This window comes from Erwinia sp. TECH1 (genome assembly GCF_054057575.1).
Window position 1 is genome coordinate 358250 of sequence record NZ_JBSRZK010000001.1, and the last position, 12984, is coordinate 371233.

Consider the following 12984-nt stretch of genomic DNA (forward strand, 5'->3'; position numbering starts at 1 on the left):
TTTCTACATCATCCGCCGATGGGAGGCAATATGTCTGTCACCACAATGTCCAGCCGGGCGTTCAATCAGGCCGTTTCGGCCGCCAGACGGGCCGCAGAAGCCGGGCCGGTTTACATTACGGATCGCGGTAAGCCTGCCCACGTACTGCTGACTTTTGAAGACTATAAAAGATTGACCGGCTCAAGCCGTAATATTCAGGATGCGCTTGCCATGCCTGAGGCGGCGGAGATGGACTTCGAGCCAGAACGTGAAAATATCGTATTCAGGGACGTGGATTTCTCATGAGATATTTGCTTGATACCAATGTGGTTTCTGAGCTTCGTAAGGCACGGACGCCAAAAATAGATCCTGCGGTGGCGTGTTGGACTGACACTGTCGATGCAGGAGATATGTTTATCTCGGCTATTACCGTGATGGAAATTGAAAAGGGCATTCTTAATCTTGCCCGTAAAGATCCTCGCCAGGAAAAGATATTGCGCGGCTGGTTTACACGCCTGGTGATGCCGGAATTTAAAGATCGTATTTTGCCTTTTGACACGGCAGCCGCCGTTTATTGCGCGGGGCTACATATACCCGACCGACGTCCTGCCAATGATGCCATGATTGCCGCTATCGCTTACTGCCACAATATGATGCTCGTCACCCGTAACGTTAAAGACTTTGCCGGGCTGGGCGTGATGCTGCTTAACCCCTGGTGCTGGCAAAAATAGTCACTCAGGTTTTAACAAAGCCCTCACGTACTTTTATGCCGGTATTCACTGCTGAATGATCTCGGCATAGGCTGAGTCAGTTTAAATCGTTACCGATCGCGGAGTTCGAGCGCCTCTATTTTTAAGGGCCGCAGGTTGCTCAATCTGTTGCGGGACTAGCTGAGCCTGACGCCCGCAGCGCGGGTGATTGCTGTCAGCGTGGTCAGGGTCGGGTTTCCGGTTGCCGACAGCGTTTTGTAAAGCTGCTGGCGAGAAAGCCCTGATCTTTTCGCGATCTCGCTAATCCCTCCGCGAGCTTCTACCACGCGGCGTAACGCCGTTAAAAAGGCAGCGATACCGCCATCCTCATAAATATTTTCCAGCGCAATTTGTAGGTAGGTTTCGGCGTAAGTCGGATCGGCTTTCAGCTCTGCAATCGTTGCGGCATCATGATCGACCGTAGGCGGAAAGTTTTTAGCTGTTTTATGAATGGTTGTCACAATCTTTCCTCGCATTGTAATCGTGTAAATAAGAAATGGCTTTAGCGATATCAGCAGGTTGGCTGTTTTTATCGCCACCGTAAAAAAGAAGAATGACGGTTTTTCCTTCTATAGCGTAATAAACACGATAACCCGGCCCGTGGTTAATGCGCATTTCCCAAACCCCATCGCGCACGAATTTATGGTCACCAAAATTCCCGGCAGCGGTGCGATCGATCTGATTATCGATCCTGGCGGCCGCTTCCCGCTGTTTTTTACGTAGCGTCGTCATCCATGTTGCAAAAGGAACATTGCCTTTCCTGTCCTGATAACGACTAATCTTATATGCCATCTCCTGGCATCCTCCACGCTTTCCCTTGTGTGTTAATTGTCTTTTATATAAGACAGGTGAGCAAGGTGTTTAATAAAATTTCTTGCCCTGAATGGCGTATCTGCAGGGTTCACTATCTTCGTTGCAGCAGCGTTAAGGAACGACTGAATGGATACATTATTATTTCATGTACAGTGCTTTTTTTGAGAAAACCAGCCTGGCTGAAACCCCATTTCACCGCTGCTGAAGTGATTCAGCTCTTAAAATCACGTCTCCGTTCGCGCAATGTTTATCAGATTATATCAATCCAGTTAACGCAGTGTTATTTTTGGCCTGTTGTCAAAATAACCATAGCCACGTCACCCGCCATCCAGGCCGTTAACGGATATTTTATGAAAACTTCCCTGTTTAAAAGCCTTTATTTTCAAGTGCTAACCGCCATCGCCGTCGGCGTACTGCTGGGGCATTTTTATCCGGAGCTGGGCGCGCAGATGAAGCCGCTGGGCGACGCTTTCGTTAAGCTGATCAAGATGATTATCGCGCCGGTGATTTTCTGTACCGTGGTGACAGGGATCGCCGGGATGGAAAGCATGAAAGCCGTCGGCCGTACGGGTGCGGTCGCGCTGCTTTATTTTGAAGTGGTCAGCACCATCGCGCTGATTATCGGCCTGATCGTGGTGAACGTGCTGCAACCGGGCGCAGGGATGAACGTCGATCCCGCCACGCTGGATGCCAAAGCCGTCGCCGTTTATGCGCAGCAGGCGGAACAGCAGGGCATCGTGGCCTTTTTACTGGATATTATCCCCGGCAGCGTTATCGGCGCTTTCGCCAGCGGCAATATTCTGCAGGTGCTGCTGTTCGCCATTCTGTTTGGTTTTGCGCTGCACCGCATGGGCGACAAAGGCACGCTGGTCTTTAACTTTATCGACAGCTTCTCGAAGGTTATTTTTGGCATTATCAATATGATTATGCGCCTTGCGCCGATCGGTGCCTTCGGGGCAATGGCCTTTACTATCGGTAAATATGGCGTGGGATCGCTGGTGCAGCTCGGCCAGCTGATTATCTGTTTCTATATTACCTGCGTGCTGTTTGTGGTGATCGTGCTGGGCCTGATCGCACGCGTGACCGGCTTCAACATCTTTAAGTTTATCGCCTATATCAAAGAAGAACTGCTGATCGTGCTGGGTACCTCCTCTTCCGAATCTGCGCTGCCGCGGATGCTGGATAAGATGGAAAAGCTGGGCTGCAAAAAATCGGTGGTGGGCCTGGTGATCCCAACGGGCTACTCCTTTAACCTGGACGGCACCTCAATTTACCTGACGATGGCCGCCGTGTTTATCGCTCAGGCGACCAACGCGCATATGGATATTGTCCACCAAATCACGCTGCTGGTGGTGCTGCTGCTCTCTTCAAAAGGCGCGGCTGGCGTGACGGGCAGCGGCTTTATCGTGCTGGCCGCCACGCTTTCCGCCGTCGGTCATCTGCCGGTCGCGGGCCTGGCGCTGATTCTGGGCATCGACCGCTTTATGTCTGAAGCGCGTGCGCTGACCAACCTTATCGGCAACGGCGTGGCAACGGTGGTGGTCGCGAAGTGGGTTGACCAGCTGGATGAAAAACAGCTGAAAGCGACGCTTAACGCACCGAAAAAGTCGAAAAAACTGTCGGAAACCCGCCTGTAAGCAGTTAATAACATAAATATCCCGCCGAAATGCCCGACGTGACTTGCCCTCACGTCGGGCATTTGCATAATAACCCCCATTGTTTGACTATTTTTCACTTTGCGGTGGGACATCCCCGCCGTCGCGTGGTCTAAGAAGCTATTCGTCGGCTTCCCTGAGTTATCCTTTCCACCGATAGCCGTAGGCCACCAGCGATTTTATTGGTTTGTGATTGAGTAGGGGTTCACATGCAGGGCACCACAATTCGTCTTTTAGTGGGTGGGATAGCGCTGGCCTTCGCCAGCAGTTCGGTGCAGGCTGAAACTCTTCAACCCGATCCCGCCTGGCAGCAGGGAAAACTGGAGAACGGTTTTCGTTGGCAGGTGCTGACCACGCCGCAGCGTCCCAGCGACCGCGTGGAAGTCCGCCTGATGGTTGATGCCGGGTCGCTGGTGGAAAGCACCCAGCAGGCAGGCTACAGTCATCTGCTGCCGCGCCTGGCGCTGGTGCATAACGCCAGGCTGGACACCGCGCAGCAGCGCTCGCTGTGGCAGCAAAGCATGAATCCGGATCGCCCTCAGCCGCCCGCAGTGACCTCGTATGACTTCACGCTTTATTCGCTTAGCCTGCCTAACAACCGCCCTGAAGTGCTGAAAGAAGCGATGAACTGGCTGGCGGCTACGGTCAGCGATATGACGGTCAACGAGCAGACCGTTAATACCGCGCTGAACGCCGACGATCCTATCGCTACCTGGCCTGCCGACCCGCAGGATCCCTGGTGGCGCTACCGGCTGAAAGGCTCCGCGCTGTTAGGCCACGATCCCGCTTCGCCGGTCAGCACGCCGGTGGATATGGCAAAGCTGAACGCTTTCTACAAACAATGGTATACGCCGGACGCCATGACGCTGTTCGTGGTCGGCAACGTGGAAAGCCGTGGCCTGGTGGAACAGATTAACCGCACTTTTGCGCCGCTACAGGGCAAACGTGAGACGCCCGCGCCGGTGCCGACGCTCTCTTCCCTGCCGCAGGAGCCTGTCAATCTGGTCAACGCTAAACTGAACCAGGATCGCCTGTCGCTGGTGTGGGATAACCCGTGGCAGCCGATCCGCGATTCGCAAAATCTACAGCGTTACTGGCAGAGCGATCTGGCGCGCGAGGCGCTTTTCTGGCACGTACAGCGCGTACTGAGCGACAATAAAGCGCAGAAAGTGCAGGTCGGCTTTGACTGTCGGGTACTTTATCAGCGCGCTCAGTGCGGGATTAATCTGGACGCGGACAACAACACGCTGGCCCCTAATCTGAACCTGATCGCGCATGAGATGGCGAATATTCGCGATAACGGTCTGCCGCAGGAAGAGTTCGACGCGCTGATGGCGCAGAAAACCGTCGAGCTGAACAAGCTGTTTGCGACCTACGCGCGCACCAATACGGACGTGCTGATGAGCCAGCGCCTGCGCTCGCAGCAGAATGCGGTGGTGGATATCGCCCCTGAGCAGTACCAGAAGCTGCGGCAGAAGTTCCTGTCAGAGCTGACGCTGCAGATGATGAACCAGGAGCTGCGCCAACAGCTTTCGCAGCCGCTGACCATGCTGCTGATGCAGCCGCAGGGCGAGGCGGAAACCAACGTGCAGGCGCTTTACGACGGCTGGCAGAAAATTATGCAGCCTGCGCCTGCCGCTGAAGCCGCTCCGTCAGCGGTGGACGAGACCCGGCCTGAAGTGTCGGATATCCCCGCCACGCAGAATTAATCGACCCGGGGCGCCGTTCTTTTTTCGTCCTGCGGCTTAGCTCAATCGGCCGCAGGCGATTTCAGTCAGGCTGCGGCCAGATTAGCACTCGTCGCAGGCGCTTTCATCCAGGCTGCGGCCAGATTAGCACTCGTCGCAGGCGCTTTCAGTCAGGCTGCATAAGCCTGATTGGCAATCCCGGCGCAGTCGCTTAATTAAGGCTGCGTAGCGTAGACCAGATTCGCTCTTATCCGCGGTCGCGCGCTACCACTTGCGCGCGCGCAGCCACTCATTCACCAGCATCGGCCAGCTGGCAAGCGGCAGATCCGCCACGTTGCGGATGCCGAAGCCGTGACCGCCTTTCTCATAGAAATGCAGTTCGCTGGGCACGCCGTGCTCACGCAGCGCGCTGAACATCACCATACTGTTATTAATCGGCACCGATTCGTCATTAACGGCATGGATCAGCAGCGTTTGCGGCGTTTGCGCCGTTACGCGGGTTTCCAGAGAGTAGGCTTCGATTTCGCGCTGGGTCGGGCAGTCGCCCAGCAATTGCTGCCGTGAACCGGCGTGCGCCAGTCCTTCACGCATACTGATCACCGGATAGAGCAGCACCAGCGCATCGGGCCTGGCGGCCAGTGAATCGGCGATATCCTGCACAGGATAAAGCTTTTCGTCAAAGCGCGTGCCGACGCTGGCCGCGACATAGCCTCCGGCTGAAAAACCCATCATCACTATCCGTTTGCCGTTCAGGCCGCGCGCTGCGCGATGGCGCAAGACGCGCACGGCGCGCTGGGCGTCTGCTAACGGCGCTTCGGCCGCTTCATGGTGGCCGTCCTGCGGAAAACGGTAGGTCATCACCGCCAGCGTATAGCCCATAGAGGTAAAGAACATCGCCAGCGCGCTGCCCTCTCTGTCGATCATAATGCGCTCGAAACCACCGCCTGGCGCAACCAGCAGCGTTACGCCGTTGGAGGTTTCGGGATACCAGAACGCCAGCTCCGGGCAACGCACGCCCGAAGCAGCACGATCGAAAGGCTCATATTCTTTAGCCATATCCACAATCTGTGGGCTAACGCGTGAATCGCTGGCGCCTGGCGCATCGCCGTGGGGCCAGATAGTGATAATGTCGGCTTTCATAAACGCTCCCGCTCCGCCTTATTGGTCATACAGGCGAAGCTAAAAATTCAAATACCTTATGGTAATAAATTCAGCATCACCGATTTTGGGCTAAGCCGTCCACTATTCAGCGCTTAATTTCATCTATTTCAGAATTTATCCAGGAAGTTTAGCAGGTATTCTGGTCGCGATAAGACAGCAGAAATAAGTAGTATTAAGTGCTGGAAGTTTGTTTTTTATTGAGAGGAAATAATTACCGTTAAGTTTTTAAAAGCTACCTGGCATCGCTTTCTGGATAATCCACTTTTTATTTGGCTTAGGTAAGATGGAAAATTTAGGGTAAATATCATTAAATTTGCCCGTTAGGCGCAAACAGCTGCTGTGTAATTTGTTAGTTTGGTGCTTGCTGCCTGTTACCTGTTACCTGTTACCTGTTACCTGTTGCTGTTGCTGTTGCTGTTGCTGTTGCCTGTTACCCGTTTGCTTCTTTGCTGCCTGTTGCCTCAGCGCGTTAAAGGGAGCTACAGCACCCGATTCCCAGAGGTTAATTTCGTTCTTATGCAGGCGTGAATATAACGCTAAAGTTTAGCGAGCGAAATTGAAATAATAGGGTGTAGCTTTTTCCCCGGCGGATGCTGGCTGTGATCAGTTAAAGCTCACGTTTTACTATAATATAGCCGTTAAACTTCACGGAGCATTCGTCGTCATCGATCAGAAGTGACGCTAAAGTGATGTTGTGTTTATTGTTATGATTAATATAATCATACTGGACAATAATATTCTGAGCATTGCTCTGCAGAAAAATTTCCTTGTATTTTTCAATCGGGGTAAAGTGCTCGCTTTCTGAATTATAGCTTTTCCTGGCCAGAAGCTCTGCCAGCTCAGGCGTCACTTTATTCGCACTGACGAGGGTCAGTTTAGTTTGCTGCAAAAGAATATCGCTCTCCTTGATACCTGAATCTTCAATCAGGGCATCGGTCATACTGATCCCATTGCTCCTGTTTATATCAAGGCAGGCTGGCGCCCGCAAACCCATGTGTAAAGATAAATAACGCTGTTAGAGACTATTTCTCATTGTACGATTAGCTCCTGATCCCTGCTGTCCGCAATTTTTTGCCGATTATAAGTGAGACAATACAGCCTGTTGATGCAGTTCCTTTGCCATTATCATCCTGAATAAGAAACCCATCCCTGTGACACATGCTGTTCCCCGGCAAGGGGGGGAGGCGTAAAACATATTTTCCTGCAGAACGATGTACGGCTTCAGGACGTTCAATGTGATATCTGCCGCGTGGCAGCGGCCCTTTATACTTAAGGCATTCAAGCGCGATATCGTTCCTGCATCCGGCCTGTTAAATCCGCCGCGCCGCGTTTTGCGGCGCGGGGGAACAGGCGTCAGGCAAGTACATCAGGCATAGCGGAGAGCGGGATAATCGCGCCGCGATGCTGGATCACCGTGCTGGCCGTCAAATGGCCTCTTCTTGCTGCCTCTGCCGCGTCGCCGCCGTTCAGGCGTACCGCCAGATAGCCGGCGCTAAACGAGTCACCGGCTGCGGTGGTGTCCACAATACGGCTGGCGGGAAGCGCCTGCGCAGGCACTTCCACAATCGGTTCGCCGGCTACGGAAACCAGACAGGCTTCTGCCCCGCGCTTGATAACGACCTCTGACACCCCGGCTTCATGCGTTCTGGCAATGACGCCTTCCACGCCGGTTTCGCCCCACAGCAAATGCTCGTCGTCCAGCGTCAGGAAGGCGATGTCGGTCACGGCCAGCATTGACCGGTAAGCGGCCTGCGCCTCTGCAACGGAAGCCCACAGCCGGGGACGATAATTGTTGTCGAAAATAACCTTGCCGCCGTTGCTGCGGCAGCGCGCCAGCAGCGTTATCAGCTTTTCGCGACCCGCTGGCGTCAGGATGGCCAGGCTGATGCCGCTCAGATAGAGATAGTCGAACTGCGCCAGCTGCTGACAAATTTCCTCGGCGCGCGGGCCTTCCAGCCAGAAGCGCGCGGCCGCATCATTGCGCCAGTAATAGAAAGTCCGCTCGCCGTGGGCGTCGGTTTCTATCACGTAAAGGCCGGGCAGTTTGTTCTCCATGCGCTGGACAAGCCCGGTCTGCACTTTTTCCTGTTGCCAGGCCGCCAGCATATCGCTACTGAACGTATCCGTGCCCAGCGCGGTGACGTAATGGACGGCCAGCTGGCTGGTCTGACGGGCAAGATAGACCGCCGTATTCAGCGTATCGCGCGCCAAAACCGCGGCTCAGGCCCTGTTCTTTTTGGGACAGCTCAATCATACATTCGCCGATAACGGCGATATTTTTCCTGGTCATGATATTCCGCTCGCTACGTTTTTTTGCCCCAGTTTCGCCGTGCTGACTGCCGCAGTCAATATTTTAAAACGCTGTTTTATTTTTTTAGCGCAGGCCTCACGAGCCGCTTTAGCCGCAAAGAACGCGATAAAGTTATCCAGGCGAATGCCGATACTGATTGCAGAAGCCCCACCCATTACGGCCTCAAAAATAACAAGGATCTTAATATGGTGCTGAAGAACATCAGACACCGGCTTCCTCCCTCAACTGTCGTGAAACAGCAGCAGCAGGAGCGTCTTTACTGGCGAGAATGCCAGCGCACCTACACGTTTCAGCCGATCTACCGGGTAACCGGCAGCCTGATGGCAATTGAGCTGCTCACTGCGGTGTTTCATCCTTCCGCGCCGGGCCAGAGAGTATCGCCGGAGTCCTATTTTGCCGCGCTTGACGCTACGGAGCGGATGCTGATTGTTCGCGAGCAGCTGGAACTGCTGGAGAAGTGGAAAACAAAATTTATCGAAGGCGGCATGGTGGCCTCGGTCAATATTGATGGCCCGACGCTACAGGCCGTCCAGCACAATCCGCTGGTTCGCCAGCTTATCGCGCGCTGTCCGTGGGTGCGTTTTGAACTGGTGGAACATCAGGTGCTGCCGCAGGAAGCGCTGGTCGCACAGATCCCGGAGCTGGGGCCGCTGTGGCTGGACGATTTCGGTTCGGGCATGGCGAATTTTTCTGCGCTATCGGAGCTGAAATATGACTATATCAAGCTGGCACGTGAGCTGTTTATCCTGCTGAGAAAATCGGAAGAGGGCCGCAGCCTGTTCAATATGCTGCTGGCGCTGATCAACCGCTACTGCAAAGGCGTGATTGTAGAAGGCGTCGAGACGCTGGAGGAGTGGCATCAGGTAAAGAACTCGTTCGCCTGCGCGGCGCAGGGCTATTATTTCGCGCACCCTATGCCATTTGATCGGCTGGAAACGCTGCCGCTAAAGCTGGCGTAATACCGTTTTCTCTCTGCTCGTCTATCTTTACAGGAGACGAAGCGAACAAGGAGATAAACAGTGTCGCGCACAGGAAAAGTAATTAGCTGGATTGTCGGGATTTTTTTGTTGCTGGTTGTGGTGGTAGTGGTAGTTATCGCGACATTTAACTGGAACCGCCTGAAGCCAACTATCAACCAGAAAGTCTCCACAGAGCTGAATCGTCCTTTCGCCATCCGCGGCGATCTGGGCGTGGCCTGGGAGCGTAATCGCGACGAGCCGGGCTGGCGCAGCTGGGTGCCGTGGCCGCACGTGCACGCGCAGGATATCCTGCTGGGCAACCCGCCTGCTATTGACGATATTACGATGGTGCATTTGCAGCGCGTGGACGCAACGCTCTCTCCGCTGGCGCTGCTGCATAAAGAAATCTTTATCCCGTGGATCAAGCTGGAGCAGCCCGATGCGCGTCTGATCCAGACGGCGAAGGGCAAAAATAACTGGACGTTTGACCTGGCCGCCAGCGACAGCGCCTCGTCCGATGCGCAGCCTTCCGCGTGGACTTTCCGCATGGACAACATCCTGTTCGATCAGGCAAAAATCGCTTACCGTGACGCCATCAACAAGGCGGACGTGCAGGTGACGGTCAATCCGTTGGGCAAGCCCGTTCCCTACGCGCAGATTGCAGGCGGCAAGGATGAAGCGGGTCAGAAGGGCGCATCAGACTTTGTTTTCGGCTGGAAAGCGGCCGGGACCTATAACGATGAGAAGCTGACCGGCGACGGTAAACTCGGCGGCATGCTCTCGCTGCGCAGCAAAACCAATCCGTTCCCCATTCAGGCCGATGTGCGTAACGGCACCACGCGCGTGCAGGTGGCGGGCAGCCTGCAGGATCCAATGAACCTGGGCGGGCTGAATATCCGCCTGCGCTTCTCCGGCGATACGCTGGCGAACCTGTATGGCCTGACCGGCGTGCTGCTGCCGGATACGCCTCCTTATGAAACCGACGGCCATCTGATTGCCCGTTTTCAACAGAAAGGCGGCCCGGTCTTTCATTACAACGATTTTAACGGCCATATCGGCGACAGCGATATTCACGGCTCGCTGACCTACAGCCAGGTGAAGCCGCGCCCTAAACTGGAAGGCTCGCTGGAATCACGCCAGCTGCGCATGGCCGATCTGGGGCCGCTGATCGGCGTTAAATCCGGTAAGGGCAGTGATAAAACCGAGCAGGCGAAGGCGAAAAGAGGCGAGGCACCTAATCAGCCTGCGGATCGGGTGCTGCCGCACGACAGATTCGATACCAAAAACTGGGACGTAATGGACGCCGACGTGAAGTTTAGCGGCAAGCGTATCGAACACAGCGATTCCCTGCCCATCAGCGATCTCTATACGCATCTGGTGCTGAAAAACGGCAATCTGCTGCTGGATCCGCTGCGTTTCGGCGTGGCGGGCGGCAGCCTTAATTCAACCATCCGCATGGAAGGCGACCGTTCGCCGATGCGGGCGCGCGCCGATCTTCACGCGCGTAATCTGAAGCTGAAGCAGCTGTTTTCCAGCGTAGAGTCGATGCAAAGCAGCATGGGACAGATCAACGGTGACGCCACGCTGAGCGGTACGGGCAATTCCGTTGCCGATATTCTGGCGACCAGCGACGGCAGCGTAAAACTGTTGATGAATGACGGTGTGATCAGCCGTGGCCTGATGGAAATCGTCGGTCTTAACGTAGGTAACTATGTGGTTGGCAAGCTGTTCGGCGATGACGAAGTGCGTATCAATTGCGCGGCGGCCGATCTGAATGTGGCGAACGGGGTGGCCTCGACCAAACTCTTTGTCTTCGATACGGAGAACGCGGTGATCAATATCACCGGTACCACGAACTTTGCTAACGAACGGCTGGATCTCTCGATTAATCCAGAGAGTAAAGGAATGCGTATCGTCACGCTGCGTTCGCCGCTTTACGTCAAGGGCACCTTTAAAAATCCCGACGCGGGCGTAAAAGCCGGGCCGCTGATTGCCCGTGGCGCTGCGGCCGTAGCTTTGGGGGCGGTAGTAGCGCCTGCCGCCGCGCTGCTGGCGCTGATTTCGCCCAGCGATAATGAGCAGAACCAGTGCGTTAACGTCCTGCAGCAGATGAAAAAGAAATAAAAAAAGCCCGGCGATTGCGCCGGGCTTTTTTTTGCCAAACTGCCGAGGGCCGGTTCAGCATCACGAGCCGGATTAGTCGAACAGCGACTCGTGGCGGGTTTCCCGGCTGGCGAGCAGCGCGAACAGCGTCAGACAGGCCATCGCCGCCAGGTAGAGTCCCACGTAGAACAGGCCGTAGTTGTGTGCCAGCCAGGTCGCGATATAAGGCGCGACCGAAGCGCCCAGAATCGACGACAGGTTGTAAGAGAACGACGCGCCCGTGTAACGCACCTCGGTCGGAAACAGCTCCGGCAGCAGCGCGCCCATCGGGCCGAAGGTCAGCCCCATCACGCTTAAGCCGCACAGCAGAAAAGCCATCACCATCCACTGGCTGCCGGAACCCAGCATCGAAGGGAAAATCAGCGCAAAGGCGATAATCATCAGCGTAATCACAATCATCGTCTTGCGGCGACCAAAACGGTCGGCCAGCAGGCCCGCAATCGGCACCATTACGCCAAAGCCGATCACCGCCAGCATCAGCATCCACAGCATGGTATTACGCGGGAAGCCTAAGCCGTTTGGCGCCGGCGTGGTGCCATAGGTCATGGAATAGACGGTCATGATATAGAACAGCGTATAGGTCGCCAGCATGATAAAGGTGCCCAGAATGGTCGCCTTCATATGCTTCGACAGCAGCGTGCCGATAGGGATTTTGACCTGCTTTTTCTCTTTTTTAACTTTAGCGAAAACCGGCGACTCATTGAGCGAAACGCGCACGTACAGCCCGATCAGCACCAGCACCGCAGAGAGAATAAAAGGCACGCGCCAGCCCCACTGCATAAATTGCTCATCGGTTAACAGCCACGAGAGCAGCAGGAAAGTGCCGTTAGCGAAAAAGAAACCGATGGGCGCGCCAAGCTGCGGAAAGGAGCCGTACAGCGCGCGTTTTTTCGCCGGGGCGTTTTCGGTCGCCAGCAGCGCCGCGCCGCCCCATTCGCCGCCCAGCCCCAGGCCCTGTCCAAAACGCGCCAGCGCCAGCAGCAGCGGCGCAAAGACGCCGATAGTTTCGTAGCCCGGCAGCAGGCCGATAACTACGGTGGAAATGCCCATCGTCAGCAGCGACGCGACCAGCGTGACTTTACGGCCCGCGCGGTCGCCGAAGTGACCAAAAAGCGCGGAGCCGATGGGGCGCGCAATAAAGGCGATGGCGAACGTTGCCAGCGACTGTAGCGTTGCGACGGTGGCATCGCCCTGCGGGAAGAAAATATGCGGGAAAACGATTACCGCCGCAGTGGCGTAAATATAGAAATCGAAAAATTCGATAGCGGTGCCGACCAGCGAAGCGATCACCACTTTGCCGCGTGAATTGACGGGCTGGGTGTCCTGTTCGGCGTCGAGCGATGGTGCGATGGAGGCTTGCATAATTGTTTCTTATTTTTAATACGTGAAAAGGAATCTTACGCACTGGATCCCGTTCGTTCAATGGTGGCCAGCCGGGGTGCAGGCGCGGAAAAGAGGATCGTGCGTAAGATAGCGTCGGCGCTGGCTGATAGCCGGGCGAAACGC

12 protein-coding genes and 2 pseudogenes are annotated in these 12984 nt (G+C 55.2%); 6 read left to right on the forward strand and 8 right to left on the reverse strand.

Annotated elements, in window-relative coordinates; genetic code table 11:
• Positions 1-30: 30 nt before the first annotated feature.
• Positions 31-285 carry a type II toxin-antitoxin system prevent-host-death family antitoxin gene (locus ACVWZ0_RS01555; RefSeq protein ID WP_253456475.1) on the forward strand — a complete coding sequence of 85 codons (255 nt, stop codon included), beginning with the start codon at positions 31-33 and terminating at the stop codon, positions 283-285.
• Positions 282-710, forward strand: a complete 429-nt coding sequence (locus ACVWZ0_RS01560) for a type II toxin-antitoxin system VapC family toxin (RefSeq protein WP_253456472.1) — start codon at positions 282-284, stop codon at positions 708-710. The genes ACVWZ0_RS01555 and ACVWZ0_RS01560 overlap by 4 nt, the downstream gene beginning before the upstream one ends.
• Positions 711-865: 155 nt before the next feature.
• Here ACVWZ0_RS01560 and ACVWZ0_RS01565 read toward each other — a convergent pair whose 3' ends face one another.
• Positions 866-1180: an addiction module antidote protein gene (locus ACVWZ0_RS01565; protein ID WP_253461162.1), complete on the reverse strand. Its 315-nt coding sequence runs from the start codon at positions 1178-1180 to the stop codon at positions 866-868.
• Entirely contained in the window at positions 1173-1520 is a 348-nt protein-coding gene (locus ACVWZ0_RS01570) for a type II toxin-antitoxin system RelE/ParE family toxin (RefSeq protein ID WP_253456469.1), read from the reverse strand. Before ACVWZ0_RS01570 ends, ACVWZ0_RS01565 begins: the two co-directional genes overlap by 8 nt.
• Positions 1521-1891: 371 nt before the next feature.
• On the opposite strand from ACVWZ0_RS01570, the gene ACVWZ0_RS01575 reads away from it, so the two are divergent.
• Positions 1892-3178: a dicarboxylate/amino acid:cation symporter gene (locus ACVWZ0_RS01575; RefSeq protein ID WP_253456466.1), complete on the forward strand. Its 1287-nt coding sequence runs from the start codon at positions 1892-1894 to the stop codon at positions 3176-3178.
• A 227-nt stretch (positions 3179-3405) separates the two neighbouring features.
• Complete coding sequence (locus tag ACVWZ0_RS01580) at positions 3406-4905, forward strand: M16 family metallopeptidase (RefSeq protein WP_253456463.1); 1500 nt, start codon at positions 3406-3408, stop codon at positions 4903-4905.
• 243 nt (positions 4906-5148) lie between these two features.
• Here ACVWZ0_RS01580 and ACVWZ0_RS01585 read toward each other — a convergent pair whose 3' ends face one another.
• From ACVWZ0_RS01585 to ACVWZ0_RS01605, 5 genes and pseudogenes are all read right to left on the reverse strand, one after another.
• Positions 5149-6024 (reverse strand): alpha/beta hydrolase, encoded by an 876-nt coding sequence (locus tag ACVWZ0_RS01585; protein WP_253456460.1) that lies wholly within the window; start codon positions 6022-6024, stop codon positions 5149-5151.
• A gap of 628 nt (positions 6025-6652) precedes the next feature.
• Entirely contained in the window at positions 6653-6985 is a 333-nt protein-coding gene (locus ACVWZ0_RS01590) for a hypothetical protein (RefSeq protein WP_253456457.1), read from the reverse strand.
• Positions 6986-7085: 100 nt separating this feature from the next.
• A pseudogene (locus ACVWZ0_RS01595) lies at positions 7086-7337 on the reverse strand (tlde1 domain-containing protein); the annotation flags it as partial.
• 61 nt (positions 7338-7398) lie between these two features.
• A pseudogene (gene kdgK, locus ACVWZ0_RS01600) lies at positions 7399-8335 on the reverse strand (2-dehydro-3-deoxygluconokinase).
• Complete coding sequence (locus ACVWZ0_RS01605; protein ID WP_253456452.1) at positions 8332-8565, reverse strand: hypothetical protein; 234 nt, start codon at positions 8563-8565, stop codon at positions 8332-8334. The pseudogene kdgK and the gene ACVWZ0_RS01605 overlap by 4 nt, the downstream one beginning before the upstream one ends.
• Between ACVWZ0_RS01605 and pdeH the strand changes: the two genes are divergently transcribed.
• Together pdeH and ACVWZ0_RS01615 are read left to right on the forward strand one after the other, a co-directional pair.
• Positions 8542-9315, forward strand: a complete 774-nt coding sequence (gene pdeH, locus ACVWZ0_RS01610; RefSeq protein ID WP_125289307.1) for a cyclic-guanylate-specific phosphodiesterase — start codon at positions 8542-8544, stop codon at positions 9313-9315. The genes ACVWZ0_RS01605 and pdeH overlap by 24 nt on opposite strands.
• Before the next feature lie 60 nt (positions 9316-9375).
• On the forward strand, positions 9376-11439 hold the full coding sequence (locus ACVWZ0_RS01615; RefSeq protein WP_253456449.1) for an AsmA family protein: 2064 nt from the start codon (positions 9376-9378) through the stop codon (positions 11437-11439).
• Positions 11440-11511: 72 nt separating this feature from the next.
• On the opposite strand, the gene ACVWZ0_RS01620 is transcribed toward ACVWZ0_RS01615, so the two are convergent.
• A complete protein-coding gene (locus tag ACVWZ0_RS01620; RefSeq protein ID WP_253456447.1) occupies positions 11512-12840 on the reverse strand; it encodes an MFS transporter in 1329 nt (442 codons plus the stop codon).
• Positions 12841-12984: the final 144 nt, after the last annotated feature.